This is a genomic window from Pseudodesulfovibrio pelocollis, assembly GCF_030282845.1.
GTDB lineage: Bacteria > Desulfobacterota > Desulfovibrionia > Desulfovibrionales > Desulfovibrionaceae > Pseudodesulfovibrio > Pseudodesulfovibrio pelocollis.
The window spans coordinates 48,190-73,190 of sequence record NZ_JASTWE010000005.1; the positions used below are offsets into that span (position 1 = coordinate 48,190).

Below are 25,001 nucleotides of genomic sequence, written 5' to 3' on the forward strand. Positions count from 1 at the left end.
TCCCCCTAGAACTTGCCGAAGACGTTGACGAAGTTCAGGAACGTCTGCGGGTACAGACCCAGCAACACGGAGATGATCGCGGTGATGAACAGCGGCACGACCATGGTTTTCGACGCCTCGCTGTACTGCGCGATGTTCGCCTCGGGCGCGGCCGTCTTGAAGAAGGCGCGGTAGAGGATGGGCACGAAGTAGCCCGCGTTGAGCGCGGTACTGGCCAGAAGCGCCAGCAGAAGCGGCATCTGCTCGGCCTGGAGCGAGCCGTTGACCAGATACCACTTGGAGGCGAACCCGCACACCGGCGGCATGCCGATCATCGAAAGCGAGGCCAGGCCAAAGGCGGCAAAGGTCCACGGCATCCTGCGGCCAAGCCCATCCATGAGGCTGATCTTCTTCAGGTGCGTGGCCACGTAGATCGCCCCGGCCGCCATGAACAGCGTGATCTTGGAGAAGGCGTGGTGGGCGATGTGCATCACCCCGCCCTGCACTGCCGAATCCGTGAGCATGGTCACGCCAATGACGATGTAGGAGAGCTGGGACACGGTGGAATAGGCCAGCCGCGCCTTGATGTCGTCCTTGGTCAGGGCGATGAGGGAGGCCACCACGATGGTGAAGGCCGCGATGTATGCGGTGCCGATGCCCAGCGTGGTGTCGCCGAGCATGGTGCCCGGTGCTCCCACGAAGACGTCGCTCAAGGTCAGCGTGCCCGCCGTCTTGGTGCCGAAGCCCGAGAGGACGATGCGGCTGACGCAGAACACGCCCGCCTTGACAACCGCCACCGCGTGCAGCAGGGCCGAGACCGGGGTGGGCGCGACCATGGCCGAGGGCAGCCAGTTGTGGAAGGGCATGAGCGCTGCCTTGCCAATGCCGAAGATGTACAGCCAGTAGGTCAGCGCCACCAGCCTGGGATGCTCTGCCACCACCTCGGCGGAGAACATGCCGTTGACGATGTCGGTCAGGTGGAAGTCCAGGTTGCCGACCAGCACGTAGGTGAGGACCATGGCGGGCAGCAGGAAGAGCTTGGACGTTCCCATCAGGTAGACAATGTACTTGCGCGCGCCCGACTTGGCCTCGTCGTCCTCGTGGTGGTAGACCAGAGGATAGGTGAACACCGTGATGACCTCGTAGAAGAGGTAGAGGGTGAACACGTTGGCCGCGAAGGCCACGCCCACGGCGCCGAAGATGGCCACCGCGAAGCAGATGTAGTAGCGGGTCTGGGCGTGTTCCTTGAGCCCGCGCATGTAGCCGATGTTGTAACTGGTGGCAAAAAACCACAGGAACGACGCGATGAGAGCGAAGATCATGCCCAGGCCGTCGGCGGCAAAGGCAATGGTGATGCCCGGCATTATCGTCGTCACATGGAAGAACCACACCTCGCCGCTCAGCACGGCGGGAGCCATGGACAACACACACACGAACGTGGCGGCGGCGGCGACAAAGCTGACCGCCTCCCGTTTGTTTTCATCTTTGCGGTTCAGCCAGATAAAGAGCGGCGCGATCAGCGTGATCACCACCGGCAGGAGTATCCGGGAACTCTCTATGGTAACCCCGTCCATCATAGCTATTCCTTCAAGGTAGTGATGTCACTGGTTTGGGCGGAACCGAACCGCCGGGCAACGACCACGACTATGGCCAGCACGAGGGTGGCCTCGGCCGCCGCGAGTCCCATGACGAACAGGGTGCCGAGTTGGCCGAGGGTCGCGCTGAAATCCGTGAGCTGGGCAGCCGCCACGATGGACAGGCCAGCGCCGTTGAGCATCAGCTCCACGCAGATCAGCATGCCGACAAGGCTTCTCCGCTGGGTCAGGCCGAAGAGGCCCGCGCACAGCAGGATCAGCGCAACGATTTGGTAAAGGGTCAGGGCGCTCATCTATTTTCCCTCCCTTTTTTCCCAGGTCAGGAGCACGGCCCCGGCCATGGCCACCATGAGGATCACCGAGATCAGCTCAAAGGGCAGGAAGTAGGAGCTGAGCAATCCCTCGCCCAGCTGCTTGATGCTCACCTCCGTGGGCACCGCGATGGACTCCACCGGCCGAGTCATGACCAGCCAGCCCAGCACCGCCGCGGGCGCGATGGTGGCGGCCAGCCCGAGGACGCTGGTCTTCATGGGCACACGGCCGGACTCGTCGCCGCCGCTTTCCGCCCGGGTGAGCATCACCGCGAAGAAGATCAGCACGCTGACCGCGCCGACATAGATGAGCAACTGCATGAAGGCCATGAAGGGGGACGCCAGCAGCAGATACATGCCCGCCACGCCGATCAGGGTGATGATCAGCCCGACCAGGGCGCGCACCAGGCTGGAACTCGACACGGCGAGAATGGACCCGCCGAGGATGACAGCCGTGTAGACACAGAATGCCACTTTAGCCATTATTTCCATATTATGCCTCCTTCTGCGCCGCGGCCGGCCTGGCTTCGGGCTTGGGAGCGGAGGCGGACACCTCGGCCGCCTGCTCGCGCAGCCGGGCGAGAAGATCGATGTGCATCTCCTTGCGGGAGGTGGCCACCCAATAGATGTTGCTGGAGAAGCGCAGCGTGTTGACAGGGCAGTTGTCGATGCAGGTGCCGCACAGGCTGCACAGCGTGTAGTCGTACATGAACTTGGTCGGCTGCTTGGGGGCCTTGGGCCTGACGACCTTCTCCCCCCGCTCCTCGGCCTCCTTCCAGGCCTGCTCCTGCTCCGGCGTGGTCGCCGGCGGCTTGCTCTTGACGACCTTGAGGCAGTTGGACGGACAATTGGTCACGCACATCATGCAGGAGATGCACTTTGGCATGGCCGGGTCCTTGGGCATGCCGACCAGTTCCACGTGCCCGCCGTAGGTGGACAGGTTCTCGCTGTCGATGACCTGGCGCGGGTAGTGGACGGTGATCAGCGGCTTGCAGAAGTACTTGCCCGTGATCTTGAGCCCCACCAGCAGGCTCCAGCAGTCGAGTATCGGCTGTATGACGTGTTTTCTCAAAGCGTTCATTATGACACCCCTACAGCTTCATGATCAGTGCCGTGGCCAGCAGATTGAACGTCGCCAGCGGCAGCAGCCATTTCCAGTTGATGTTCAGAAGCTGGTCGAACCGCACACGGGGGAAGGTCCAGCGGGCCCATATCATGAGGAACAGCAGGGCGTAGGTCTTGATGAGCATCCACCACCACCCTTCTATGCCCGGGATGGGGCCGTGGAAGCCGCCCAGGAAGAGCACCGAGCAGATGGAGCAGATGACGACCATGTACCCGTACTCGGCCATGAAGAAGAGGCCGAAGCCCATGGACGAATACTCGGTGTGGAATCCTGCGGTCAGCTCCGATTCGGCCTCGGCGAGGTCGAAGGGAGCGCGGTTGGTCTCGCCGAACATGGCGACGATGAAGATGATGAAGGCCAGCGGCTGCTTCCAGATGAACCAGTTGCCGATGTGTCCGGCCTGCTGGGCCGTGATCTCGGTCAGGTTGAGGGTGCCGGTCATGAAGGCGATGGCCAGCACGGTGAGCAGCAGCGGGATTTCGTAGGCCACGGTCTGGGCCACGGCGCGGGCCGCACCCAGGATGCCCCACTTGTTGTTGGAGCCCCAACCGGCCAGGATCAGGGCCAGGCCGTTGAAGCTGGAGAAGGCCAAGATCAGCAGCAGGCCGAGATCGACCTCCATGCCGGTGAGCACCGGGCCGTAGGGAATGGGCATGAAGAGCAGCAAAACCGGGATCATGGACAGGATCGGGGCCAGCCAATAGAGGAAACGGTCCGCGTTGTCCGGGGTCAGGAGCTGCTTGCCCATGAGTTTGAGGCCGTCGATGAGGGTCTGCAACACGCCGTGGGGACCGACTTCAAAGGGGCCGGGCCGGCGCTGGATGTGGCCCGCGAACTTGCGCTCGCAGTAGACCAGCACCAGGGCGTTGACGGCCAGCCAGGCCATGGAGCCGACCACGGCTACGACCAGCGGTATCAGGTTCTGTATGAATTCGTTCATTGATCCATCCTACCTGTCGAGTTCGGGGATAATCAGGTCGAGGCTTCCGAGAATGGCCACTGCGTCGGCCAGGATGGTGCCCGTGGCCGCCTCGGCAAAGGCGTTCATGTTGGAGAAGCCCGGAGCGCGCAGCTTGACGCGGTACGGCGTCTTGGTCCCGTCCGAGGCGACATAGATGCCGATCTTGCCGCGCGCGCCCTCCACCGCGAAGTAGGCCTCGCCCACCGGGGGTTTCATGGCGGGCTTGGGGGCCTTGTCCACGATGTGCGAGCCCTCGGCCCCGGGCAGCTGCTCCAGGGCCTGCTCGATGATGCGCAGGCTCTGCTCCATCTCGGCGATGCGGACATGGTAGCGCCCGGCCGAGCAAGCCGAATCCTGGGTCGGGATCTCGAAGTCGAACCGGTCGTAGACCGAGTACGGCTCGCTGCGGCGCACGTCGTAGGCCACGCCCGCTCCGCGCAGAACCGGTCCGGTGCAGCCGTAGCGGCGGCACATGTCCTGGTCGATGATGCCGATGTCCTCGATGCGGCGGCGGAGAATGATGTTCTCCGTGACCAGATCGTGATACATGGGCAGGCGGTCGCGAAAGTGCGGGATGAATGCCTTGATCAGCTCGATGCATTTGTCGTCCATGTCCATCTGCACGCCGCCGACGCGGAAGTTGCTGTAGGTCAGCCTGGAGGCCGAGGGGCGCTGCAGGATGTCCAGGAGCATTTCGCGATCGTCAAAGGCGTACATGATGGGCGTGAAGGCACCCAGGTCGAGGATGTAGGCCCCCCACCAAAGCAGGTGGGAGGTGAGGCGGTTGAGCTCGGTCATGATGACCCGCAGATACTGCGCGCGCTCGGGCACCTCGATGCCCATGAGTTTTTCCACGGCGCCCACGTAGGCCCAGTTCCAGGCCATGGCGTGGCCGTAGTCCACGCGGCCCATGTTGGGGATGAAGCCTCCCCAGGTTTGAACTTCGCCCATTTTTTCGTGCATGCGGTGCAGGTAGCCCAATACGGGCTCGGCGCGGACGATGTATTCGCCGTCCACCTCGATCACGATCCGGAGCACTCCATGGGTGGAGGGATGCTGCGGACCCATGTTGATGATCAGGGTTCCGTCCTGCTTTGCGGCCTCAAACTTCTGGGTGTAGAAATCACCCGTCATCTGGTCCATGTTTTGGTAAGCCGACATAAACTCTCAGTCCGGTTTATATACCGACCGGTTGCCCCGGCCTACGCGTCGGAGGCCTCCCCGGCCTCCGCTTCCGCAAACAACGCATCTATTTCCCCGGTGGAGGAAACGATCTCGCCAAGGCTCAAGACCTCCTTGATGGAAAGCCGGGCCTTGGCGGACTTGACCAGCGGATGCACATCAACGTCCTCGGCCGGCATAAGCAGCGGCACGAGGTTCGGATTGCCCTCGAAGATGACACCGTGGAAGTCGCGGGTTTCCCGCTCGTGCCACTCGGCCCCGTGAAAGACCGAGGCGATGGACGGCACCACCGGATTGTCCCTGGAAACGAGGACGCGCAGCGTCACCCGCTCGTCGATGGTCCAGCGGTTGAAGTGATAGAGCACCAGAAATCCCTCGTTGAAATCCAGGGCAAGGATGTCTTCGAGGGAGTATTCGGCCTCCATGAGTTTGCGGGCCGTCTTGAGAATCTGCTTGGGGGCCAGGAACACGGACCAGACGTTGCCTGTCGTGCCCTTGTCCTGCCGGGCCACCAACTGGGTGGGTATGCCTGCGAGTGCCTGGAGCATGATCAGCCCTCCACCTTGGCGGCCACCGGCCACCAGCGTTTGCCCGTGATCTGGCGCTGAAGCTGGAAGAAGCCCTCAAGCAGTCCCTCAGGCCTGGGCGGACAGCCCGGCACGTAGACATCCACGGGGATGAGCGTGTCCACGCCCTCGACGACGTTGTAGTTGTCCTTGATCTTGAACGGGCCGCCGGAGATGGCACAGTTGCCCATGGCGATGACCCACTTGGGACCGGGCATCTGCTCGTAGAGCCTGACCACGGCCGGGGCCATCTTCTTGGTCACTGTTCCGGCCACGATCATGACGTCTGCCTGACGCGGCGAGGGCCGGAAGACCTCGGCCCCGAACCGGGCCATGTCGAACCGGGCCATGCCGGTGGCCATCATCTCGATGGCGCAGCAGGCCAGGCCGAAGGTCATGGGCCACAGCGACATGGAGCGGCAGACATCCAGAATGTCCTGCGCCAGCTTCACGTTGACGATGGGCGGGTCCATGTGGTGACCGCCCGCCGTCAGGAACTCCTTGTGCCCTACCGAATCCTGCGCGGCCATGTGAACACCCCTTTCGCCCAGAAGTAGACGATGGAAAGAATGAGGAAAAATAGGAAGATGAATACCTTCACGAAGGAGACCCAGCCCTCGGCGTCCGCATACGCCGTGGCCACCGGGAAGAGGTAAAGGACATCCACGTCGAAGGCGAGGAAGATGAGGGCGTAGACATAATACGACACCCCCCACCTCGACCACGAACTCCCGTAGGGGACCATGCCGCACTCGTACGGCATGCCGGTGTCCCCGCCTTTTGCCCTCGGGGCGAGCAGGCCCGCAAGTATCAGCGGACCGCATGCGAACAACAACCCCGCAAGCAAGAACAACATGATGGAAAAATGCAGCCAGTCGAAAACCATACTCAGTCCTTTCACGGTAAATAGTGCATGGAACCTCGGACCAATGCTTATCCGCCGAGGATACGGTTTCCCATGCCTAGAAAAAAGAGTTTCGTCAAGTAGCTCGCTCTTTTTTTCGCGAAGGTCCGATCTTGTAAGTGGCTCATTTTTAACACTGTGAAAGGAGTCTCAAAAAAGTCATGAGCACGCGATGGGCCGGACGGAGACGGTATTCAAACATGATCAGTCGTCGAAATGAAAAAAATCTCCGGCGTGGCCACGGTCATTTCACTGCACGGGTGACCAGCGACCGCGGCGATCCAGCGGGCGCGGCGCTGCGAAAGAACACCCCATTCCCTTCTACCGGGGAATCGGCTTCAGGGCTGGTCCAGCCGGAGCTGGTCGAGGTAGGTGTTCAGGATGCGGTCGATGGTTCCGTCCAGGCGCATTGCAAGGATGGTCTTGTTGAACCGGGGTAGGATATCGGCGTGGGGCGAGTTCCGGCCGATGAGCAGATGGAAGGGCATGGACTCCAGGACCACCCCGGTCTGGACGATCTCCTGTGCCAGCCCCTGAGCCGTTATGTCCGGCCACGCGCCGCCGGGCCACTCGATGACGATATCGGCCCGGCCCTGGGCCAGCATGAGCCAGACGTTGGCCAGGTAGGGCACCTCGTAGGTCTTGATGCCCCGGCTGCGAATGTTCTCCTCGTTCCAGCCGTTGCCCACATAGGTGACCACCGAAAATCCGGCGGCCTGGATGTCGTCGATGGAGGCAAGGGACTCCACCTCGGCCCGCCTCGGATGATCGGTCCGGGTGAAGACCACCAACTCCTTGAGATGAAAGGGGTCGGCGTGGGTCCCGGAGTATTCCAGACGCACGGCGGTGGGCACGGTGATCATGGCGTCCGCCTCGCCGGAGCGCACGTTCTCCTGGCAGCGCCCCCAGGGAAAGGCGTGCCATGTGGCCCGCATGCCCATGCGCGCCAGCGCCTCGGTGACGATGTCGTGGAAGAAGCCGGTCATCTCCCCCGCCTCGTCGCGGGTGAAGAAGGGCCAGAAGTCGGGATAGTCGATGCGCAACGGAGCCTGCGCCGCAGACGGTGCGGGAAGCAATACGGCCAGGCACAGCACGGTGGCGAGCCGCACAAACATGAACCGAAGGAAGTTCGGCGACCAAAAAAGCACCATACCTTGTCATAGCACAAGGCGGACTTCGGTCAACCCGTTTTCACCGTGTTCGATGATTCGGAAGGGGCTACCTGGGGACCCCGCACTCGCGGAAGGTGCCGTACTTCGGCCCCATGCGCCGCTTGGCCCCGTACATGGCCGAATCGGCCCGGCTGATGAGCGAAACCCCGTCCTTGCCATCCTCGGGGAAGAAACTGATGCCCACCGTGGCCCCCACCCGGATGGACTCGCCCGTGACCACATAGGGGGTGTTCATCACCTCAAGCAGACTGCGGGCCACGGTCAGCGCCCCCTCCTGGTCGTCGAGGCATTCCAGGAGCACGCCGAACTCGTCGCCGCCGAGGCGGGCCAGGGTGTCGGCCTCGCGGATGCGGTTTTTGAGCCGCCCGGCCACCATGCGCAGCAGTTCGTCGCCCGCCTGATGACCATAGGTGTCGTTGACCCGCTTGAAATCGTCAAGATCGATGAACAGGACCGCCACCAGCGACTCGGCCCGCTTGGCCGTCACCAGCGCGTGTTCGATCCGGTCGAAGAACAGGTGGCGGTTGTAGACGCCTGTCAGACTGTCCACCGAGGCCAGATGCTTCAGCTCCAGTTCGGTCTGCTTGCGGCCAGTGATGTCTTCAAGCACGCCCTCCACCATCTCGCTGCCGTCGTCGAGCACCACCAGCCGGGCGCTCTCCGAGCACCAGAAGGGGTCGCCATCCAGGCGGCGGCCGCGAAACTCGAAATTCGAGACATACCCGTCACGCCGCAGCAGGCCCATGTAGCGCGCCAAATCGCCCGACTCGGCCATGAGCCGCTGGCGCAGCCCGGCGACCCCGATCATCCCGGCCGGGCTCTCGTAGCCGAAAATCCTGGCCATGGCCGGATTGACCTCACAGAACTCCCCGTTCGGCGAGCACTGGAATATCCCCTCCACGGCGCGCTCGAAGATGGCGCGGTACTTGGCCTCGGCCTGACGCAGCGCGGCCTCGGCCCTGAGCCGGGTTTCGATCTCGCGCTCCAGCCTGAGCTTTTGGCGGTTCATTTCGAGGAATACCTGCACCTTGCTGGTCAGGGTCTGCACGTTGACCGGGCGGAATAGGTAGTCCACGGCCCCGGTCTCGTAGCCCAGGCGGACGTTGTCCTCGTCCTGATAGATGGCGGTGATGAAGATGATGGGCACATGGCGCCCCCGGGGCAGCTCCTTGATGCGCATGGCCGCCTCGTAGCCGTTCATGCCCGGCATCTGGATGTCGAGCAGGATCAGGGCGAAATCGTCGTCCGCCACCAGGGCCACGGCCTCGATGCCGGTGGTCGCCTGGATCACCACGCAGCCTGTGGGCCGCAGGACATGATCGAGCAGGACCAGGTTGGTCGGCGAATCGTCTACGATGAGAACCTTCTGTTGCATGGCGTTCACCCCTGCGGGGCCTGTCCTGCCGCAGGCTCCACCACCACCCGTTCGAGTTTGACCACCCCGTCCGGGCCGGGCGCGGCCCTGAGCACGAAATCGAACCGGTCAAGAGCCATGCACAGCTCGAAATCACGCTCCGGGGCGTAGGTCTTCCCCGGATCGAAGAACTTCTGCGCGCTGTCCACCTGGGCCAGGAAGGTCTTGAGGGTCTCGAAGCTGTTGGGATAGTCCTCCAGGGCGTTCTTGAGATACATGGCGCACATCATGTCCTCCTGGGCGCGCATGACACCCCCGGTGCCCATGGCCACCAGGGTCACCAGTTCGGGATCTCTGGCACGCAGGTACTCCACCACGGCCCCCGCATTGACAAAGGCCCCGGTGATCACCTCGTCGGCCCCGGCGCAGGCCAGCAGCCCCTGGGTGCCCGCGCTGGTGGTGTGGACCAGCGTCCTTCCGGCAAAATCCACCCCCTCGATCTCGGTGGGCGAGTTGCCGTAGTCGAACCCCTCGATCATGATGCAGTTGCGCTCGCCCATGAGGATGCCGCCGCGCTCTGCGGCCAGCTTTCGGGCCACCTCCACATCGGCCGTGGCGTAGTATTCCCCGGCCCCGTTCTCCACAGCATGGCAGGCCACCGAGAAGGCGCGAAAGACGTCGATGACCACGGCCACGCCTGCGGCCCGCCGCGCTCCTTCGATGCATTCAACAATGTTTACAATCATTTACACACTTCCAAAACATAGAGTTTTACGTATTTGAATGTCATGCCACCCCGGGCACGTCAACCTTTTACACAGTTTTCTTTTCAACATCGGCGGCAAGAATATGTAAAATCGCCCGAAACCGCCCGAAACGGCTCATATCAACCATATTCCGCCCGCCGTATTGACAAAGCCGGACTATTTTGAAAGATGATCGCGATGAAGAAAAAACGTGTTCTTGTCACCGGCGGCTCGGGTTTCCTCGGATCACACCTCTGCGAACGGCTGCTGGAGGAGGGGCACGAAGTGCTCTGCGTGGACAATTTCTATACCGGGCGCAAAGAAAGCATCCTGCACCTGATGGACAACCCCTTCTTCGAGGTCATCCGGCACGACGTGACCTTTCCCCTCTATGTCGAGGCGGACGAAATATACAATCTGGCCTGCCCGGCCTCGCCCATCCACTACCAGTTCGACCCGGTGCAGACCACCAAGACCTCGGTGCACGGGGCCATCAACATGCTCGGCCTGGCCAAGCGCATCAAGGCCAAGATTTTCCAGGCGTCCACCAGCGAGGTCTACGGCGACCCGGCCGTGCATCCCCAGACCGAGGACTACTGGGGCAACGTCAACCCCATCGGCATCCGCGCCTGCTACGACGAGGGCAAGCGGTGCGCCGAAACCTTGTTCTTCGACTACAACCGCCAGCACGGCCTGCGCATCAAGGTGGGCCGCATCTTCAACACCTACGGCCCGCGCATGGCCATGGACGACGGCCGCGTGGTCTCAAACTTCGTGGTCCAGGCGCTACGCGGCGACGACATCACCGTCTACGGCGAGGGCCAGCAGACCCGCAGCTTCTGCTATGTGGACGATCTGGTGGAGGGCATCTTCCGCCTGATGGAGCGAACCCCGGACGATTTCACCGGTCCGGTGAACCTGGGCAACCCCGTGGAGTTCACCATCCTGGAGCTGGCCCGGGAGGTCATCGACCTGACCGGCTCGGCCTCGCGCATCGTGTTCAAGCCCCTGCCCTCTGACGACCCCATGCAGCGCAAGCCGGACATCGCCCTGGCCAAAAAGGCCATGGGCTGGGAACCCCGCACCCCCCTGCGCGAGGGGCTGGTCAAAACCGTGGAATACTTCAGCCGCGTTCTGGAAACAGCATAAACAAAGAAAGCCGGGGCGACCCGGCTCAGAGTATTTACAAAGTCCGCTCTGGCAGGCTGTTGAGAAAGGTTCGAGTGCTAGGCGCGAAAAAAAGGCAAGGCCGACGAGTATTTGCAATACGCGAGGGTTTGCCTTTTTTGAAGCAACGACGCAATCGGGCCTTTATCAACAGCCTGAGCCGGGTCGCCCCGGCTTTTTTCATCAGCGTATTCCGAACCACCGGCCTAGCGCAGACTCTCCAGCGCATCCCAGAGCTGGGCCGAGACCGTGTCCAGGCCGAACTTGCCCACCACCTTGTGCCGGGCCGCCTCGGCCATGCCGCGCCGCAGGTCCGCGTCCTCGGCCAGCCGGATGACATGACGGGTCCAGTCGGCGGCGTCGCGGGCCAGGAAGCCGTCGATGCCGTGGTCAACCACCTCGGCAGCCCCGCCCTTGTCAGAGGCGACCACCACCGCACCGCAGGCCATGTAGCGCAGCGTGTCCAGCCCGCTCCCGGCCCGCGAATACTCGTCGTCGGGATACGGGGCCAGGCCGATGTCCATGTCCTGAAGGGCCGCCACCTCGCGCCCGGGCTCGGGCCGCGACCAGAAGACGAAGTCCTTTCCCGGCCCGTCGTAGGGTTCGTCCGAGACGATGAAAAACTGGATTGCCCCGCCCTGCCCGGTCAGGCCGCCCACAATGTCAGCCAGGCATTGCCTGTCGCCGCCGGTGACCATCCAGCCCACGCGGACCGGGCCACAGCCGGGATTTCCGCCATTCGCCGCCGTGCCAGGGACATAGATACCGGTATCAAGAGGGGTCGGAAGGATGCGCACCCGCTCCTGGAACGGGGCCACCGCCTTGGCCTGGACCATGTTCTCCACCAAACACAGGTCCGTCCCGGTACACATGCGCTCGAAACAGCGGGCCGCCCGCAAGGCGCGGCGCCGCCCCAGCATGCCCTCCATCCGCCGCTGCGGCAGGGTCCAGGCCGCGTCCGCCACATCGTAGACGATTTTCGGCGCGAGCCGACGCAGAGTGCGCAGCTCATACTCGCTGAGCAGCTCGCCATGGATCACCATCACGTCCGCCTTGCCCAGCCGACTGAAAAAGGCGTAGCGCGCCAGGGGCGAGGCGGGCACGGTCAGCGCCGAAACATCCCGGCCAGAGGCCCGGCCCGCCGCCACATGGGCATCGACCCGAAAGGCGGCATAGGTCCGCGCCCCGCTCGGGACGAGAAAGACTGTCTTCATATACTCATCGCGCAATGGCCTGTTCGATCATTTCAACATAGGGTTCCAGCCCGCACGGAACTTCCGGCGGCCAGACAAAGGGGTCCGGACGCTCCTCGGCTGACACCCGCAGGAGCACGGCGGCCAGCTCCGGCACATCGGCCGGGTCCGGGAACACCCAGTGCGCAGGCAGGAACCGGGCACTGCCGTTCCGGGCGCTCGATACCGCCCGGCAGCCGCAGGCCAGGGCCTCCAGCACCGCATTGGAGCAGGCGTCGTAGAAGGTGGCCAGCACAAAAACATCCAGGCTCCGGTAGAAGGACGCCATGTCCTCCACCCGGCCCAGAAAACGGACACGGTCCGCCACGCCCAGCTCTCGGGCAAGGCGCAGATATTTGCCCGGGCCGCGTCCACCAGCCACATGCAACACGTAATTGTGCGGCAGCCGAGCCAGGGCCTGGAGCAGGGAGCGCACGCCCTTGAGGGCGAAATTGGTGGCCGCTGTGCCGATGACCACCTGCCCCGGCCTGATGCCCGCCCCGGTGCGCAGGGCCAGGCGCTCCTCCTCGCTCGCTGGCGAGAATCGCGCAAGGTCCGGCTTGTTGTAGATCACCTCGATGGCCGCAGGGTCCAGATGCGGAAACGCGGCCACGGTCCAGTCGCGTACCAGATGCGACACCGCCACCAGTCGCGGCGTGCGCCGGAAACGGACGACGTCGATGCGGTGGATGGCCCAGCTCGACGGAGAAAGCCGCCGCCGCGCCATCTTGAACCAGCGGGGAAATCCGGCGGGCCAGGCATGACGGGAGAGCTTCCAGAAGGTGGCGATGGGGCCGCCGCCGATGCGCAGGATGTCCTGATTGACGGTCTTGCCCATGCCAAAGACCAGATCATAACCGCCCCGGCGGCACGCCCGCTCGGCCATCAGCGCAAACCAGAGGATCTTGATCGCCCGCAGCCCGCCAAAGCGCCCCACCACCACCGGCCTGACCCCCTCGGGCGGTTCGGTCTCGCAGCGGGCGCAGATGAAGTCCACCGCATGCCCGCGCCGGGCCAAGGCCTCGGCCAGTCTCCAGGCAAAGGACTCGGCCCCGCCGTACCGACTCAGGCGCGGCATGACCAGGGCGATTCGGCCTTTTGTCTCGGGGTTCGACATAGGGAACCCTTGTGAACGATATTTCCGGCTTTGACAAGACGGAGATTGTTGCCGGACGCGGCAAATGACGGTATTGGACCGGGACATTCACACCCCGAGGAGTTCCATGTTCTTTCTGACGCCCGGCCTTGACCTCAAGCTCTTCCTGCTCGTCAACCAGCAGTGGCGAAACGCGCTGTTCGACCTGATCATGCCCGTGCTCTCGTCCATGACCATGCTCTTCGTCTGCCTGGGGCTGGCCATGATCTTTGCCGCATACCGCTTCGGGCGGCGGCAGATCATCCTGTTCCTCATCCTTTTCATGGCCATGGGCATCGCCAACTCGGCCACGGACGTGGTCAAGGGCGAAGTCGGCCGGGTGCGCCCGCTCAATGCCGTGGCCGGCACCTTCCATCAGGCCCACGGCCATTGGGACCAGCGGCCCCAGGATTTCGAGCAGACCAAGGAGCGCGGCACCTCCTACCCCTCGGCCCACGCGGCCAACACCATGTGCCTGGCCGTGCTGATCTGCCTGCTCTGGCCCGCCTTGGGCAAATGGCCCCTCCTCCTGCCGCTGCTGGTGGGTTATTCGCGCCTCTACGTAGGCAAGCACTATCCCACGGACGTGCTGGCCGGATGGCTGCTCGGGCTGGCGGTGGCGATGACGGTCTGGCTGGTCTGGCGTTACGGCCTGCGCCGGTATTCCAGTCGATTCTGAAGGATTCCGGTCCGACGGTCGGGCTACTCGTCCCCGTTGGCCAAAAGCTCGGCCCGGTAGCTGCGGTACACGGCCGTGCCCATCCAGATGGAGCCCGCGAACAGGACCACGCCCATGCCGATGGACAGGGCCATGCCCGTGGTCGAGTCCTTGTTCATGCCCGCGCCGAACAGGGCGAAGATGAAATTCTGCGGAATATAGCCGAGGGTCGAGCCGAGGATGAACGGCCCGAGGGGAATGGCGCTGACCCCGGCGGCAAGGTTGGTCAACCCGTTGCTGCCAAAGGGGAATATCCTGATGGCCAGGGCCGTGCGAAAGGGCCGGTGGCGCAGGAATCCGTCCACCCGGCGGATGCGCTCCCCCAGCTTGCGGGCCACGAACTCGCGACCGCCCCAGCGGGCGTATCCGGCGGCCAGCCCGCACCCCAGGCCAGCCCCCAGCGTGGAGAGCAGCGTGCCGCCCAGGGCGCCAAAGGCGAACCCGCCGAGGAAGCTGATCACCTGACGCGGCAGCCCCACGGCCGTGAACATCGCGCCCACGACCAGAAAAATGAACACCGACATGGGGCCGGTACCCAGCACCTGGTCATTGAACCACCGGGTGTTGCGGAGCATGTCGTCCAGGCCCAGGCTGCGGCCCAGGTACACGGCCAGGGCCAGCCCGGCCAGCATAACCAGTCCCTTGATCACGGCCCCGAGGCCCCTTCTCTTCTCGCACTGTTGCCTGTCGCTCATTCCCTATCTTCCGCCCGTTGCGATCCGGTCTTTCTGTCCCGGTCCCCGGGATTCCGCATCCTGAAAAAAACAACCAGCAGGCATCCCTGGCCGATGATGAACAACGGGTCGCGCTGGACCACGCCATAGACCGTCCCGGCCGCCACCGACGCATACAGCGCCAAAGCCGCCCGCCCCGACAGGGGTTGTAACGCCTTGCCACCAAGTCGCACAACGACAAATCGCGCGAAAAAAGCCCCCTGGATGACCACAGGAAGGGCCAGGAGCCACCAGTAGGCGGGCAAGGCCATGGAATTATTTCTTTTCCTTCACCGCGTAGTCGATGTGGCGCTTGATGAGCCACTGCACGCCGATGAGGTCGTATATCCCGGCCAGGGCGCGGTCCAGGGTTCCATACTTGGACACGCCGCTGAACCGCTCGCGGTGGTTGACCTTGACCTCGCGGATGCGCGCGCCCTGCATCTTCATGAGGATGGGGAAGTAGCGGTGCATGTTCTTGAAGCGCGGCAGCCGCCGGAGCATGTCGGCGCGCATGACCTTGAGGGAGCAGCCGGTGTCGTGGACGCCGTCGTCCGTGAACCAGTCGCGGATGGCGTTGGCTATCCTCGATGAGAGCCGCTTGACCAGGGTGTCCTTGCGCTTGGCCCGCCAGCCCACCACCATCTCGCACTCGTCGCCAAAGGCCGCGAGCATCTTGGGAATGTCGGCCGGATCGTTTTGCAGGTCCGAATCCATGGTCACGATGACCTGCGAGTCGGCGGCGTCGAACCCGGCACAAAAGGCGGCCGACTGCCCCCGGTTCTGGGCAAAGGCCACATAGCGCACCTCGGGGTGCCGCTCGGCCAGCCCTCGGATGATCTCCAGGCTGCGGTCCGTGCTGCAATCGTCCACAAACACGGCCTCCCAGGGCCGCCCCGTGGAATCCGCCGCCCGCCTGATCTCGGCGAACAGGGTCTCAAGGTTGTCCTGCTCGTTGAAAACAGGCAGCACCACGGAAAACTTCTCTTGATTGCTCATAGGCGAATTGGATTACGGAATTTGCCGGACAATGTAAACACGCAACCCGCGCCCGACCCCGCGCCCCCAAACCATCACCCCGCACAAATCGACCACATCACCTTGATATTCCACCACTTCAACTCAGCATCCAAACAAATCTACACTTTCCCCCGATAAGAGGTTGACAAAATCCGGCCCACCACCTAGAACCTCCTTCTCACGTGACGCGGGGTGGAGCAGTTGGTAGCTCGTCGGGCTCATAACCCGAAGGTCATAGGTTCAAGTCCTATCCCCGCTACCAGAGAAGACAGAGCGGTTACGACACAATGTCGTAACCGCTTTCTCTTTGTGCCACTCTATTGCTGCCCAGCACAGAGCAAATGTTCTTGGCCACGAACCACGGATTGCCGTTTGCTCCAATCTGCCTAAAAATGCTTCCTGGCTTTTTCCCATGCATCCTTCAGTTCCGAGTAGGCTTTTTCCAGACCATCCTTGACGTCCGCCCAGGCCTTCCCGCTGGAATCAGATGCTTTCCTGAGCTGCTCGCTGGCGTCCTCATACAGAGCATGAGCCTTGTCGAGGTACCGCCTGGCCTCTTTGCCGAGCTGGTCGGCATTTTTGATTTTTGACTCAATCTTGCCCTTGAAGTAATCCACCCGTGAGTAGAGGTCCTTGAATTTGAGCCAGTCCGTGCCGAAATGGGAAGAGTTTACCGAATTTCTCAATTCTCTACCCGGTGTAAACCTGGCCACCCGGCATGCCTTGATCTGGATGGTTTGCCCGGTCCGGGGGTTGCGTCCGGCGCGGGCTTTTCTGTCCAAGGTTGAAAACCTTCCGAACCCTTTGAGGGCCACGGTGCCGCCAGAAGCCAATTCATCCCTGATGGACTCCAACACGGTATCGATCACTATACCGCCTTGTGCAGCTGAATCCAGCCCGGCCCTGTCGGCCAACATTTTGGCAAATTCCTGCTTGGTCATAGTAGCCTCCTGGAGAGATTTGAAAATCAGCATAACCCAAAACGACTCTCTATGACAACGATTGCCGGAAGCAATGTTCTTTCGCCTCATGCTATAACCGACCCATCCTCTTCATCGCCTTCACCCTGTGCCCACGCAGCCGGTTGAACAGCGGCATCGGCAAAGCGCCGGGCCTTGCCAGGGTGGTCTGGGTCTGCCGGAAACGTGGCCACGGTGCGCCCGGTCTTCACGTTTTTTATGACGGCACCGTCAGCGCCGACCCATCGGCAAGGCCAACGCCAGGAAGCTGGCCGAAGCGTTGGGCATTGATTATCGGGATTGTTGTAGAGGGGATGCCACTCAACACTCCTATGACCCACACAAAAAGGGGCGGCTCCAGCCGCCCCTTTCACGTTTCATCATCAATCAAATCCAGCTAGTACCGCCCACCCTCCCCGATCAATCGTCCAGTTGAATGTCCTTGCCCTCTAGGACGCGGTTCATGTTGCGCACGGCGCACATCTTGCCGCACATGGTGCAGGAGTCCTCGTGCTCGGGCTTGGAGGATTCGCGGTACTGGCGCGGCTTGACCGGGTCCATGGCCAGGTCGAACATTCCGGGCCAGTCGAGCGCGGCGCGGGCCTTGCTCATGGCGTCGTCCCAGGCGCGGGCGCCGGGGTAGCCCTTGGCCACGTCGGCGGCGTGGGCCGCGATGCGGGTGGCGATAATGCCCTCCTTCATGTCCTCAAGGGTGGGCAGGCGCAGGTGCTCGGCCGGGGTGACGTAGCACAGGAAGTCCGCGCCGGACATGCCCGCGATGGCCCCGCCGATGGCCGCGGTGATGTGGTCGTAGCCCGGGGCCACGTCCGTGACCAGCGGGCCGAGGACGTAGAAGGGCGCGCCGTGGCACAGCCGCTTCTCCATCATCATGTTGCCGGGAATCTCGTTCATGGCCATGTGGCCCGGTCCCTCGATCATCACCTGGACGTTGCGCTCCCAGGCGCGCTTGGTCAGCTCGCCCAGGGTGATCAGCTCCTCCACCTGACAGGCGTCGGTGGCGTCGTGAAGGCAGCCGGGACGGCAGCCGTCGCCAAGGCTTAAGGTCACGTCGTACTCCTCGCAGATGTCGAGGAGCCGGTCGAAGTGCTCGTAAAACGGGTTCTCGGCCTGGTTGATTTCCATCCAGGTGAAGAGCAGCGAACCGCCGCGCGAGACGATGTTGGTCAAGCGCTTGGCCTTTTTGATCTTCTCGGCGGTGTGCCGGTTCAGGCCGCAGTGGATGGTCAGGAAATCCACGCCGTCCTCCACGTGCCGCTGCACCACGTCGAAGAACTCGTCCACGGTGATGTCCTGGAGATTCTTGTCGTAGAAGCCCACGGCGTCGTAGATGGGCACGGTGCCGATCATGGCGGGCGACATCTCCACCAGCCGCTTGCGAAATTCCTGGGTCTTGCCGTAGCAGCTCAGGTCCATGATGGCCTCGGCCTTGAGATCAAGGGCGGCGCGGACCTTGTCCAGCTCCGGCTCGATGGCGCTGCAATCCTTGGAGATGCCGAGGTTGACGTTGATCTTGATGCGCATGCCCTCGCCCACGCCCTCGGGGTCGAGATTGACATGGTTGCGGTTGGCCGGGATGATCACCACGCCACGGGCCATGCGCTCCATCAGGTCTTCCACGCGCATGTTTTCCTTGCGGGCCACGGTCTTGATCTGGGGGGTGATGATGCCCTTGCGGGCCGCGTCCATCTGTGTCGTATACTTCATTATTTCTCCTTGGCGGACTGCATGGCCTCACGCAGCCCGATGATTGCTTCGCCCATGTCGTCGGCCGCGACGATTTCCGTGACCACGGCCACGCAGCGCGCGCCCCGGCCCACTACCTCGGCCACATTGTGCCGCTTGATGCCGCCGATGGCCACAAAGGGGATATCCACCTCGCGGGCCACGTATTCCAGATATTCAAAGCCCACGGGATCGCAGACGTCTTCCTTGGTGAAGGTGCGGAAGATCGGCCCCACGCCGATGTAGTCGGCCCCGCGCCGCACGGCGGCCAACGCCTCGTCGGGCGAGTGGGTGGACAGCCCGATGGCCATGTCCTTGCCCACCAGACGGCGCACCGCCTCCAGCGGCAGGTCTTCCTGGCCGATGTGTACCCCGTCCGCCCCCACCAGTATGGCGAGGTCGATGTCGTCATTGACGATGAAGGCGGCACCGGCCTCGCGGGTCAAGTGGCGGATTTCGAGACATTCCTCGTACTTGGCACCAATTTTCTTGTCCTTCTCGCGATACTGGACGAGCCGGATGCCATGATCGAGCATGGTCCGCACCACCTCGATATTGCTCCTGCCGCGTGAGAATTTCTCGGCGGTCAGGCAGTAGATGTCCGTGTCCAGAATGGACTGGCGGATGATCGCGCGCGGCCCCATCATGTGCCTCCTTGCCGTTTGAATGTATTGAGAAAATGGCTCAGCACCACGTCCGCCTGCTTGGCCGCGGCCAGGGCCACGCGCGGCGCGAGCGGTGGATGCTCCGCAGAGCACTCGGTCTCCATGTCGCCGATGAGGATGAAATTGTCGCGCACCCGGCGGGTGGTCACGGCGTCCGCGTTGCCGTGGCCGCCGATACCGGACGCCGCCACCAGCAGCACCCCCGTGGGCAGCAGGGTTTCCACCAGCGCCCGCTTGCACTGCGGGTCGTCAAAGGCCTCGACCACGGTGTCGCAGCCCGCGAACACGGCCGCCGCGTTGTCCGGCGTGACACGCACGGTGCGCAGGTCGATGGAGAGGTCCGGGTTCACGGCCAGCATGGTGCGCGACAGGGCCGTCACCTTGAGCTGGCCGATCTGGTCCGCGTCGTACACCTGCCGGTTGAGGTTCGAGGCATCCACGCGGTCGAAATCGGCCAGCACGAAGCGCTTGAACCCGCTGCGCACAAGGAGCATGGCGCAATTGCTGCCCAGCCCCCCGGCCCCGGCGATGCCCACGGTCACGCCCTGGAGATGGCGCAGCCGCGCCGCGCCCAGGTAGACGGCGATGCCCTGCTCGGTGGCGTTCATGCCGCCCCCCCGGCCCGGTGCTCTGCTGGGATGGCCCCGTCCGCCGGGGGTTGCCAGTCGGCAAACACGGGCTGGAAGCCGCGCGCCCGGAGCATGGCGCACATCTCGTCCACGCTGCGCTCGTCGCTGATCTCGAACTGGCCCACCTTGTCGCCGTCCTTGTCGCCCGACTGGGAGTGGCCGCCCACGGCCGTGGACACCCCGGCCGACATGCGCGTCACGCCGAGCGGCAGCAGATTGTCGCGCAGCCCGGCCGTCTCGCGGGTGGAGATGGTGATGCCCAGCCGGGGAAGGAAGAGCCGCAGGGCGAGCATGATCTGCACCAGATGGGCGTCAGTGACGATGCTGGCGGGCTGGAACGCACCCGCGTGGGGCCGCATGCGCGGCAGGGATACGGCGATGTCCACCTCGGGATACCTGCGTTGCAGGTAGGCGGCGTGCAGGCCCGTGAGCAGCGCTTCCCTTCGCCAGTCGCCCAGGCCGAGCAGCGCGCCGATGTTGATTACGCGCATCCCGGCCCGGCAGGCCCGCTCTGGCGCGTCGAGTCGGAAACGGTAATCGCGCTTTGGTCCGCGCGGGTGGAGCCGGGTGTACAACGCCTCGTCGTAGGTCTCCTGGAACAGGGTCAGGCCGTCGATCCCGGCCCGGATCATGCGCTCGTAGTCGTCCTGCTCCATGGCGTATATCTCCATGGATATGGACGGAAAATGGCGGCGCAATACGCCCAGACACGATTCCAGATACTCGGGCGACGCCTTGGCCCGCGACTCGCCCGTGAGGATGAGCAACTGGCGCAGGCCCGTGGCCGCGATGGCCCGGGCCTCGGCCTCCACCTGCTCAAGGGTCAGCTGGGTGCGCGGAATGTCGTTGGTGGCGTTGAACCCGCAGTAGACGCAGTGATTGGCGCAATGATTGGAAAGATAGAGTGGCGTGAAGAGTTGGATGGTCCGGCCGAAATGCTGGAGGGTCAATTGGCTGGCCCGCCCGGCCATTTCCTCCAGAAACGGCACGGCAGCCGGGCTGAGCAGGGTCAACAGATCGCCGGGCGCGCGGCACGGGCCGGAAAGGACGCGGCGCACCTCGGCCCCGGTGACGGCGGCAAAATACCCGGCCAGGGGCATGGCCCGGTACTCGGCACACTGGGCGTAAAAACTCACGAATCCCCCTGGCCCAGAAAGCCGGTCAGCGGCGACGAGGCCGCGGCCAGCCCGCGCGACGCGCCAAGACCAGCCAGATATGCCTCGCGCCCGGCCCGCACCGCCCGGCCAAAGGCGCGGGCCATGCCCACCGGATCGCCCGCCGTGGCAATGGCCGTGTTCACCAGGCAGGCGGCCGCGCCCATCTCCATGGCCTCGCACGCCTCGGACGGGCGGCCGATGCCCGCGTCCACGATAACGGGCAGGGCCATTTCCTCGATGAGGATGCGGATCATCTCGCGGGTCTTGAGGCCCCGGTTGGTGCCGATGGGCGCGCCAAGGGGCATGATGGCCGCAGCCCCGGCATCGGCCAGGGAGCGGGCCACATACAGGTCCGCGTTGACGTAGGGCAGAACCACAAAGCCCTCGGCGGCGAGGATTTCCGTGGCCTTGCAGGTGGCGTAGCCGTCGGGCAGCAGGTAGCGGCTGTCGGATATGACCTCGATCTTGACCCAGTCGCCGCAGCCCATGGCCCGGGCCAGCCGGGCGATGCGCACCGCCTCGTCGGCGGTTCTGGCCCCGGAGGTGTTGGGCAGCAGTTTCATGTGCTGTGGGATGTGGTCCATGACATTGCCGGCGGCCGAGTCGAGGTCCACCCTGCGCAGGGCCACGGTGACCACCTGCGAGCCTGAGACCGCGCAGACCTCGGGGATGACCGCGTCGTCCGCGTATTTCCCGGTGCCGGTGAACAGGCGGCTCTCTAGGGCCACCCCGCCGATAACGAACCTGTCTTCACTCATGTTCCGCTCCTGTCTAGCCGCCGCCCACAAAGCGGAGCACTTCGAGATGATCGCCCTCGTTCAGGACGGCCCCGGCAAAGGTGGCCGAGGGCACGATCTCCCGGTTGCGCTCCACCACCACGGTGTCCGGGGCGATGCCCAGCCCCTCAAGCAGGCCGAGCACAGTGGTTCCGGGATCGATTTCCCGCTGTGTTCCATTGACCACGACGATCATGACGTACTCCCTCGCGGCCGGGGCCAGGCCCCACCGTCAAAAAAAAACGCGCCCGCCACTGAGGGGCAAGCGCATACTGCAAATCAAATCACAGACTTATTGCAGCTTCCCTACGGCAGGATTACCCGCATCAGGTTCAAAGGGTCAGGCGTTTCGCCCATCTCAGCCTCCACGAGGCACCCCTAGCTGCCAAGACCCTATGCCAAAGCGGACGCCGTGTAAAGGCGGTGTTTCCTGCCAACATTGAAGACAATAAACGACAGCATATCGGGGTATTACATGACGACGACACAAGATTGCCCTCTCCACCCGGATGAAAGAATCCCTGACCGGACCGTTCCTCCCTGTTCTTTTTCGGTCCAGGAATCCTAAAGTGGACTCGAAACCATGCCGATAAGGTTCCCGTAACCCACTCCAAAACAGGAGAAACGTTCCATGTCTTCGACTCTGTTCCAGGCCACGGGATTCAAGCGCGCCCTGCTTCTCAGCCGCGAAGGCAGGCACCACGAGGCCGAGGCGCTCCTCAAGAGCCTCCAGGACGAATTTCTGGCCGTGTGCGAGGAGAACGAGGCGCTCAAGTCCCAGCTCCACGAGGTGGCGGCCGTGCTCGATCTGGCCGACAAGGTGCGCTTCGACGGCCAGAAGTACTGGCTGGCCGACGGCGGGGAGAAAAAAGGCCCCTACTGCCAGGTCTGCTACGACCGCGACGGGCTGCTGATCAATCTCCAGCGCCGGGAAAACAACTGGGAATGCCAGAACTGCCGAAGCCTGTACCTGATTCCATCCACGACAGCCGTTCCTGCCAAACGCCCCGCCCCGCGCGGGAGTCTCAGGAAGGCCATCCCCCTCTTCATCGAACGCGACATGGTGTAGAAAGAAACAGGCGCGGCCCCGCCTCGGAGCCGCGCCTGTTCCATTCAGCCCGCGCGATGAATTCCTAAAGGAACTTGGTCCCGAAAAGGGCCACCTGCCTGACCCACAGTTCGAGCATGGCCTTGTCGTCGAAACTGACCACTCCGTAGGAGATGTCGTCCGTGTCCATGCCCGGCAGGTAGATGTGGACCACGAGGTTGCGCATGGCCCGCCTATGCTCGTTCCAGAGGGTGGTGGAAAAATCCTTGAGCTGGTTCGAGTCGGGCAGCTTGGTGGTGGACAGGAACACCTTGAGGGTGATCCAGGTCACGCCGTATTTCTTGGTCTCGGACTTTTCCAGCAGCCGATACTGGTAGCCGTGGGCGTTCTTGTCCGGCGTGGGGTCCGGCCGCTTGGCACCGGAGAACCGGCTGCGGTCCATGACCAGGGTCTGCCTCTCCCCCCCGCTCGCGGCCGCCGTCTTTTCCGGCTGGACCGGTTCGGGGCGTGCCGGTTCGGGCCTTGCCGGTTCAGGCCGTGCCGATTCAGGCCGTGCCGGTTCGGGCCTAGTCTGGGCCGAACTGGCCGGTTCGGGACTGGCCGGGGCCGGACTGGCCTGGGGGGCATCCGCGTCGCCGCCCTCGCCGTCCACCAGGGCGCGCAGGGCGTAGCCCAGGGCGCGGTTCTCGCTACGCAACACCTCGCCCTCCTCAAACACGGCGTACCAGCCGCCCTTGAGGAAATCCACGCGAACCCGCTCGCCCGCCTTCAGGGTGCGGACCTGGGTCGAGCCCGAGGTCCGGTCGCGCCACAGGCTGACCTCGCGTTGCAGGGTGACCACCTTGCCCCAGTCGCCGGAAGCGTCCGTGATCGCCACGGATTCCGGTGCCGGGGATTGCGCTGCGGCAGCGGGCTGGGGCACGGGAGGAGCTTGCACGGCAGGCGGGGTGACGGCCGCCCCGCGCACCTCGGCCCCGCCGCTCGCCCCCGGGTCTTCGGCAGGCTGCGCCGCCTGGGTACCGGATGCCCCGGCCGTGACAGGCTCGAAATACGTGGCCGCGCAGTAGCCCAGGGCGTTCATCTGCGAGCGGATGGTGGCGCTTTCGCGAAAGACCATGACCCAGTCGCCCTCGGGAAAATCCACCTTGACCCGCTCCATGGCCTCCAGCGAGCCGACAAGTTTGCCGTTGATGGATGAAGCGTCGCGGATGTTGAGCTTGCGCGGGGTGTAGACCAGTTCACCCCAGGTCTCGGGCTCCACCCGAGTGGGCTTGGGCAGCAGGTAGCGGACGTTGGAATACCCCACGGCTGCGGATTCGTCGGCGCGGGTCTCGCCGGGTTCAAACACCGCCACCCAGCCGTCCTTCATGAAGGCCACACGGACCTTCTGGCCCGGATGGAGACTGCCGACCCAGCGGGCCTGGGCCGAGCGATCCGCCCGCAGATTCAGGGGGCGGTCAGGATACCGTATCTCGCCGAAGGCGGCGGCAGTGGCCGCGCCCACGAGCAGCAGACACAGGGCCGTCAAAATGATCAAATATGTCTTGTGCATCGGGTGCCGCCTATATCATGGCGTCAAGTTCTTTGATGACGCGGTCGGTGATGTCCATGGAGTGGGCCACGTAGCCGATGATCTCCGGGTCGGTGAGGATCATGGTGAATCCCGCCTCCTCGGCGATGCGGCGCAGGATGGAATCGGCCCGGCGCATGACGAACTGGATGAGCTGCCGCTCCTCGGACTGGATGTCCGCATTGCTCTCCTCCACCAGCATTTCATACTCCCGGGCGGCCAGCCGCAGCGCCCGCTCGCGGGCCTGCTCCTCGGACACGGACAGGGTGCCCTTCTCAAGCTCGGCCTTGATGGCCTCAACCCGCATCAGGGATTCGCGCACGCGGCGATCCTTCTCCCTGCCCAGCCGGGCCAGATCGTCCTGAGCGATGCGGCCGATGCGGGATTCATTGATGATGCGCTGGGGGTTGACGAACCCCACCTTGGAGGCCTGGGCCGATGCGGTCGCGGCCAGGGCCAGGACAAGGCACAGGATGAACAGACATGTCTTCGGCATTTTCATGCGGGTGTTTTCCTCTCTCTCGACAAAACAAACCTCGGCGACGGGAACGGATGCGCCGCCCCGCCACGGTT

29 protein-coding genes, 1 tRNA gene and 1 riboswitch are annotated in these 25,001 nt (G+C 63.8%); of the genes, 4 read left to right on the top strand and 26 right to left on the bottom strand.

All coding sequences use genetic code 11. The annotated features are described in order from the left end of the window. Positions 1 to 5: 5 nt before the first annotated feature. From QQS14_RS03105 to QQS14_RS03160, 12 genes are all read right to left on the bottom strand, one after another. On the bottom strand, positions 6 to 1,556 hold the full coding sequence (locus QQS14_RS03105; protein ID WP_285905439.1) for a monovalent cation/H+ antiporter subunit D family protein: 1,551 nt from the start codon (positions 1,554 to 1,556) through the stop codon (positions 6 to 8). A 2-nt stretch (positions 1,557 to 1,558) separates the two neighbouring features. Continuing rightward, the gene (nuoK, locus tag QQS14_RS03110) at positions 1,559 to 1,867 is read right to left on the bottom strand and encodes an NADH-quinone oxidoreductase subunit NuoK (protein ID WP_285905440.1); all 309 of its coding nucleotides are present in this window, start codon (positions 1,865 to 1,867) and stop codon (positions 1,559 to 1,561) included. Next, entirely contained in the window at positions 1,868 to 2,377 is a 510-nt protein-coding gene (locus QQS14_RS03115; RefSeq protein WP_285905441.1) for an NADH-quinone oxidoreductase subunit J family protein, read from the bottom strand. 1 nt (position 2,378) lies between these two features. After that, positions 2,379 to 2,966 carry a 4Fe-4S binding protein gene (locus QQS14_RS03120; RefSeq protein ID WP_285905442.1) on the bottom strand — a complete coding sequence of 196 codons (588 nt, stop codon included), beginning with the start codon at positions 2,964 to 2,966 and terminating at the stop codon, positions 2,379 to 2,381. Between the two features lie 10 nt (positions 2,967 to 2,976). Then, a complete protein-coding gene (nuoH, locus tag QQS14_RS03125) occupies positions 2,977 to 3,951 on the bottom strand; it encodes an NADH-quinone oxidoreductase subunit NuoH (RefSeq protein ID WP_285905443.1) in 975 nt (324 codons plus the stop codon). 9 nt (positions 3,952 to 3,960) lie between these two features. Continuing rightward, positions 3,961 to 5,133: an NADH-quinone oxidoreductase subunit D gene (locus QQS14_RS03130; protein WP_285905444.1), complete on the bottom strand. Its 1,173-nt coding sequence runs from the start codon at positions 5,131 to 5,133 to the stop codon at positions 3,961 to 3,963. Positions 5,134 to 5,174: 41 nt separating this feature from the next. Continuing rightward, positions 5,175 to 5,702: an NADH-quinone oxidoreductase subunit C gene (locus QQS14_RS03135; protein WP_285905445.1), complete on the bottom strand. Its 528-nt coding sequence runs from the start codon at positions 5,700 to 5,702 to the stop codon at positions 5,175 to 5,177. 2 nt (positions 5,703 to 5,704) lie between these two features. Next, the gene (locus QQS14_RS03140) at positions 5,705 to 6,250 is read right to left on the bottom strand and encodes an NADH-quinone oxidoreductase subunit B (RefSeq protein ID WP_285905446.1); all 546 of its coding nucleotides are present in this window, start codon (positions 6,248 to 6,250) and stop codon (positions 5,705 to 5,707) included. Further along, entirely contained in the window at positions 6,229 to 6,606 is a 378-nt protein-coding gene (locus tag QQS14_RS03145; RefSeq protein ID WP_285905447.1) for an NADH-quinone oxidoreductase subunit A, read from the bottom strand. The genes QQS14_RS03140 and QQS14_RS03145 overlap by 22 nt, the downstream gene beginning before the upstream one ends. A 356-nt stretch (positions 6,607 to 6,962) precedes the next feature. Beyond that, entirely contained in the window at positions 6,963 to 7,739 is a 777-nt protein-coding gene (locus QQS14_RS03150) for a substrate-binding periplasmic protein (RefSeq protein WP_285905448.1), read from the bottom strand. Positions 7,740 to 7,842: 103 nt separating this feature from the next. Then, on the bottom strand, positions 7,843 to 9,171 hold the full coding sequence (locus QQS14_RS03155) for a GGDEF domain-containing response regulator (protein ID WP_285905449.1): 1,329 nt from the start codon (positions 9,169 to 9,171) through the stop codon (positions 7,843 to 7,845). A 5-nt stretch (positions 9,172 to 9,176) separates the two neighbouring features. Beyond that, positions 9,177 to 9,896, bottom strand: coding sequence for a 2-phosphosulfolactate phosphatase (locus QQS14_RS03160; RefSeq protein WP_285905450.1), 720 nt, complete (start codon positions 9,894 to 9,896; stop codon positions 9,177 to 9,179). Between the two features lie 189 nt (positions 9,897 to 10,085). On the opposite strand from QQS14_RS03160, the gene QQS14_RS03165 reads away from it, so the two are divergent. Continuing rightward, a complete protein-coding gene (locus tag QQS14_RS03165) occupies positions 10,086 to 11,045 on the top strand; it encodes a UDP-glucuronic acid decarboxylase family protein (RefSeq protein ID WP_425607907.1) in 960 nt (319 codons plus the stop codon). Between the two features lie 224 nt (positions 11,046 to 11,269). Here QQS14_RS03165 and QQS14_RS03170 read toward each other — a convergent pair whose 3' ends face one another. Continuing rightward, entirely contained in the window at positions 11,270 to 12,277 is a 1,008-nt protein-coding gene (locus QQS14_RS03170) for a glycosyltransferase family 4 protein (RefSeq protein ID WP_285905452.1), read from the bottom strand. Positions 12,278 to 12,281: 4 nt separating this feature from the next. Then, on the bottom strand, positions 12,282 to 13,412 hold the full coding sequence (locus tag QQS14_RS03175; RefSeq protein ID WP_285905453.1) for a glycosyltransferase family 4 protein: 1,131 nt from the start codon (positions 13,410 to 13,412) through the stop codon (positions 12,282 to 12,284). Positions 13,413 to 13,518: 106 nt separating this feature from the next. On the opposite strand from QQS14_RS03175, the gene QQS14_RS03180 reads away from it, so the two are divergent. After that, positions 13,519 to 14,109: a phosphatase PAP2 family protein gene (locus QQS14_RS03180; protein ID WP_285905454.1), complete on the top strand. Its 591-nt coding sequence runs from the start codon at positions 13,519 to 13,521 to the stop codon at positions 14,107 to 14,109. 23 nt (positions 14,110 to 14,132) lie between these two features. Here the strand turns inward: QQS14_RS03180 and QQS14_RS03185 are convergent, their stop codons facing one another. The 3 genes from QQS14_RS03185 to QQS14_RS03195 are packed head-to-tail and all read right to left on the bottom strand — an operon-like array spanning position 14,133 to position 15,860. Continuing rightward, positions 14,133 to 14,843, bottom strand: a complete 711-nt coding sequence (locus QQS14_RS03185; RefSeq protein ID WP_285905455.1) for a TVP38/TMEM64 family protein — start codon at positions 14,841 to 14,843, stop codon at positions 14,133 to 14,135. Next, positions 14,840 to 15,133 carry a lipid A biosynthesis domain-containing protein gene (locus QQS14_RS03190; RefSeq protein ID WP_285905456.1) on the bottom strand — a complete coding sequence of 98 codons (294 nt, stop codon included), beginning with the start codon at positions 15,131 to 15,133 and terminating at the stop codon, positions 14,840 to 14,842. The genes QQS14_RS03185 and QQS14_RS03190 overlap by 4 nt, the downstream gene beginning before the upstream one ends. Positions 15,134 to 15,137: 4 nt before the next feature. After that, positions 15,138 to 15,860, bottom strand: a complete 723-nt coding sequence (locus QQS14_RS03195) for a glycosyltransferase family 2 protein (protein ID WP_285905457.1) — start codon at positions 15,858 to 15,860, stop codon at positions 15,138 to 15,140. 207 nt (positions 15,861 to 16,067) lie between these two features. Between QQS14_RS03195 and QQS14_RS03200 the strand changes: the two genes are divergently transcribed. Next, a tRNA-Met gene (locus QQS14_RS03200) sits at positions 16,068 to 16,143 on the top strand. A gap of 124 nt (positions 16,144 to 16,267) precedes the next feature. On the opposite strand, the gene QQS14_RS03205 is transcribed toward QQS14_RS03200, so the two are convergent. From QQS14_RS03205 to thiS, 7 genes are all read right to left on the bottom strand, one after another. After that, complete coding sequence (locus QQS14_RS03205; protein ID WP_285905458.1) at positions 16,268 to 16,822, bottom strand: HU family DNA-binding protein; 555 nt, start codon at positions 16,820 to 16,822, stop codon at positions 16,268 to 16,270. 438 nt (positions 16,823 to 17,260) lie between these two features. Beyond that, on the bottom strand, positions 17,261 to 18,565 hold the full coding sequence (gene thiC / locus QQS14_RS03210; protein ID WP_285905459.1) for a phosphomethylpyrimidine synthase ThiC: 1,305 nt from the start codon (positions 18,563 to 18,565) through the stop codon (positions 17,261 to 17,263). After that, complete coding sequence (gene thiE / locus QQS14_RS03215; protein ID WP_285905500.1) at positions 18,565 to 19,227, bottom strand: thiamine phosphate synthase; 663 nt, start codon at positions 19,225 to 19,227, stop codon at positions 18,565 to 18,567. The genes thiC and thiE overlap by 1 nt, the downstream gene beginning before the upstream one ends. After that, positions 19,227 to 19,856 carry a sulfur carrier protein ThiS adenylyltransferase ThiF gene (gene thiF, locus QQS14_RS03220; protein ID WP_285905460.1) on the bottom strand — a complete coding sequence of 210 codons (630 nt, stop codon included), beginning with the start codon at positions 19,854 to 19,856 and terminating at the stop codon, positions 19,227 to 19,229. Before thiF ends, thiE begins: the two co-directional genes overlap by 1 nt. Then, positions 19,853 to 21,013, bottom strand: coding sequence for a 2-iminoacetate synthase ThiH (gene thiH, locus QQS14_RS03225; protein ID WP_285905461.1), 1,161 nt, complete (start codon positions 21,011 to 21,013; stop codon positions 19,853 to 19,855). The genes thiF and thiH overlap by 4 nt, the downstream gene beginning before the upstream one ends. Next, entirely contained in the window at positions 21,010 to 21,792 is a 783-nt protein-coding gene (locus QQS14_RS03230) for a thiazole synthase (protein ID WP_285905462.1), read from the bottom strand. The genes thiH and QQS14_RS03230 overlap by 4 nt, the downstream gene beginning before the upstream one ends. A 13-nt stretch (positions 21,793 to 21,805) precedes the next feature. After that, positions 21,806 to 22,006 carry a sulfur carrier protein ThiS gene (gene thiS, locus QQS14_RS03235; RefSeq protein ID WP_285905463.1) on the bottom strand — a complete coding sequence of 67 codons (201 nt, stop codon included), beginning with the start codon at positions 22,004 to 22,006 and terminating at the stop codon, positions 21,806 to 21,808. A 90-nt stretch (positions 22,007 to 22,096) separates the two neighbouring features. Beyond that, a riboswitch (TPP riboswitch) is annotated at positions 22,097 to 22,200 on the bottom strand. A gap of 241 nt (positions 22,201 to 22,441) precedes the next feature. Here thiS and QQS14_RS03240 point away from each other — a divergent pair. Beyond that, positions 22,442 to 22,879: a hypothetical protein gene (locus QQS14_RS03240; RefSeq protein WP_285905464.1), complete on the top strand. Its 438-nt coding sequence runs from the start codon at positions 22,442 to 22,444 to the stop codon at positions 22,877 to 22,879. A gap of 64 nt (positions 22,880 to 22,943) precedes the next feature. Here QQS14_RS03240 and QQS14_RS03245 read toward each other — a convergent pair whose 3' ends face one another. Both QQS14_RS03245 and QQS14_RS03250 read right to left on the bottom strand, forming a co-directional pair. After that, positions 22,944 to 24,410, bottom strand: coding sequence for an SH3 domain-containing protein (locus QQS14_RS03245; protein ID WP_285905465.1), 1,467 nt, complete (start codon positions 24,408 to 24,410; stop codon positions 22,944 to 22,946). Between the two features lie 10 nt (positions 24,411 to 24,420). Then, positions 24,421 to 24,930 (bottom strand): OmpH/Skp family outer membrane protein, encoded by a 510-nt coding sequence (locus QQS14_RS03250; RefSeq protein ID WP_285905466.1) that lies wholly within the window; start codon positions 24,928 to 24,930, stop codon positions 24,421 to 24,423. Positions 24,931 to 25,001: the final 71 nt, after the last annotated feature.

Excerpts from the sequence above, each read along its gene's own strand:
- QQS14_RS03105 (WP_285905439.1), bottom strand. The coding sequence starts at position 1,556 with ATGATGGACGGGGTTACCATAGAGAGTTCCCGGATACTCCTGCCGGTG.
- nuoK (WP_285905440.1), bottom strand. The coding sequence starts at position 1,867 with ATGAGCGCCCTGACCCTTTACCAAATCGTTGCGCTGATCCTGCTGTGC.
- QQS14_RS03115 (WP_285905441.1), bottom strand. The coding sequence starts at position 2,377 with ATGGAAATAATGGCTAAAGTGGCATTCTGTGTCTACACGGCTGTCATC.
- QQS14_RS03120 (WP_285905442.1), bottom strand. The coding sequence starts at position 2,966 with ATGAACGCTTTGAGAAAACACGTCATACAGCCGATACTCGACTGCTGG.
- nuoH (WP_285905443.1), bottom strand. The coding sequence starts at position 3,951 with ATGAACGAATTCATACAGAACCTGATACCGCTGGTCGTAGCCGTGGTC.
- QQS14_RS03130 (WP_285905444.1), bottom strand. The coding sequence starts at position 5,133 with ATGTCGGCTTACCAAAACATGGACCAGATGACGGGTGATTTCTACACC.
- QQS14_RS03135 (WP_285905445.1), bottom strand. The coding sequence starts at position 5,702 with ATGCTCCAGGCACTCGCAGGCATACCCACCCAGTTGGTGGCCCGGCAG.
- QQS14_RS03140 (WP_285905446.1), bottom strand. The coding sequence starts at position 6,250 with ATGGCCGCGCAGGATTCGGTAGGGCACAAGGAGTTCCTGACGGCGGGC.
- QQS14_RS03145 (WP_285905447.1), bottom strand. The coding sequence starts at position 6,606 with ATGGTTTTCGACTGGCTGCATTTTTCCATCATGTTGTTCTTGCTTGCG.
- QQS14_RS03150 (WP_285905448.1), bottom strand. The coding sequence starts at position 7,739 with ATGTTTGTGCGGCTCGCCACCGTGCTGTGCCTGGCCGTATTGCTTCCC.
- QQS14_RS03155 (WP_285905449.1), bottom strand. The coding sequence starts at position 9,171 with ATGCAACAGAAGGTTCTCATCGTAGACGATTCGCCGACCAACCTGGTC.
- QQS14_RS03160 (WP_285905450.1), bottom strand. The coding sequence starts at position 9,896 with ATGATTGTAAACATTGTTGAATGCATCGAAGGAGCGCGGCGGGCCGCA.
- QQS14_RS03165 (WP_425607907.1), top strand. The coding sequence starts at position 10,086 with ATGATCGCGATGAAGAAAAAACGTGTTCTTGTCACCGGCGGCTCGGGT.
- QQS14_RS03170 (WP_285905452.1), bottom strand. The coding sequence starts at position 12,277 with ATGAAGACAGTCTTTCTCGTCCCGAGCGGGGCGCGGACCTATGCCGCC.
- QQS14_RS03175 (WP_285905453.1), bottom strand. The coding sequence starts at position 13,412 with ATGTCGAACCCCGAGACAAAAGGCCGAATCGCCCTGGTCATGCCGCGC.
- QQS14_RS03180 (WP_285905454.1), top strand. The coding sequence starts at position 13,519 with ATGTTCTTTCTGACGCCCGGCCTTGACCTCAAGCTCTTCCTGCTCGTC.
- QQS14_RS03185 (WP_285905455.1), bottom strand. The coding sequence starts at position 14,843 with ATGAGCGACAGGCAACAGTGCGAGAAGAGAAGGGGCCTCGGGGCCGTG.
- QQS14_RS03190 (WP_285905456.1), bottom strand. The coding sequence starts at position 15,133 with ATGGCCTTGCCCGCCTACTGGTGGCTCCTGGCCCTTCCTGTGGTCATC.
- QQS14_RS03195 (WP_285905457.1), bottom strand. The coding sequence starts at position 15,860 with ATGAGCAATCAAGAGAAGTTTTCCGTGGTGCTGCCTGTTTTCAACGAG.
- QQS14_RS03205 (WP_285905458.1), bottom strand. The coding sequence starts at position 16,822 with ATGACCAAGCAGGAATTTGCCAAAATGTTGGCCGACAGGGCCGGGCTG.
- thiC (WP_285905459.1), bottom strand. The coding sequence starts at position 18,565 with ATGAAGTATACGACACAGATGGACGCGGCCCGCAAGGGCATCATCACC.
- thiE (WP_285905500.1), bottom strand. The coding sequence starts at position 19,227 with ATGGGGCCGCGCGCGATCATCCGCCAGTCCATTCTGGACACGGACATC.
- thiF (WP_285905460.1), bottom strand. The coding sequence starts at position 19,856 with ATGAACGCCACCGAGCAGGGCATCGCCGTCTACCTGGGCGCGGCGCGG.
- QQS14_RS03230 (WP_285905462.1), bottom strand. The coding sequence starts at position 21,792 with ATGAGTGAAGACAGGTTCGTTATCGGCGGGGTGGCCCTAGAGAGCCGC.
- thiS (WP_285905463.1), bottom strand. The coding sequence starts at position 22,006 with ATGATCGTCGTGGTCAATGGAACACAGCGGGAAATCGATCCCGGAACC.
- QQS14_RS03240 (WP_285905464.1), top strand. The coding sequence starts at position 22,442 with ATGTCTTCGACTCTGTTCCAGGCCACGGGATTCAAGCGCGCCCTGCTT.
- QQS14_RS03245 (WP_285905465.1), bottom strand. The coding sequence starts at position 24,410 with ATGCACAAGACATATTTGATCATTTTGACGGCCCTGTGTCTGCTGCTC.
- QQS14_RS03250 (WP_285905466.1), bottom strand. The coding sequence starts at position 24,930 with ATGAAAATGCCGAAGACATGTCTGTTCATCCTGTGCCTTGTCCTGGCC.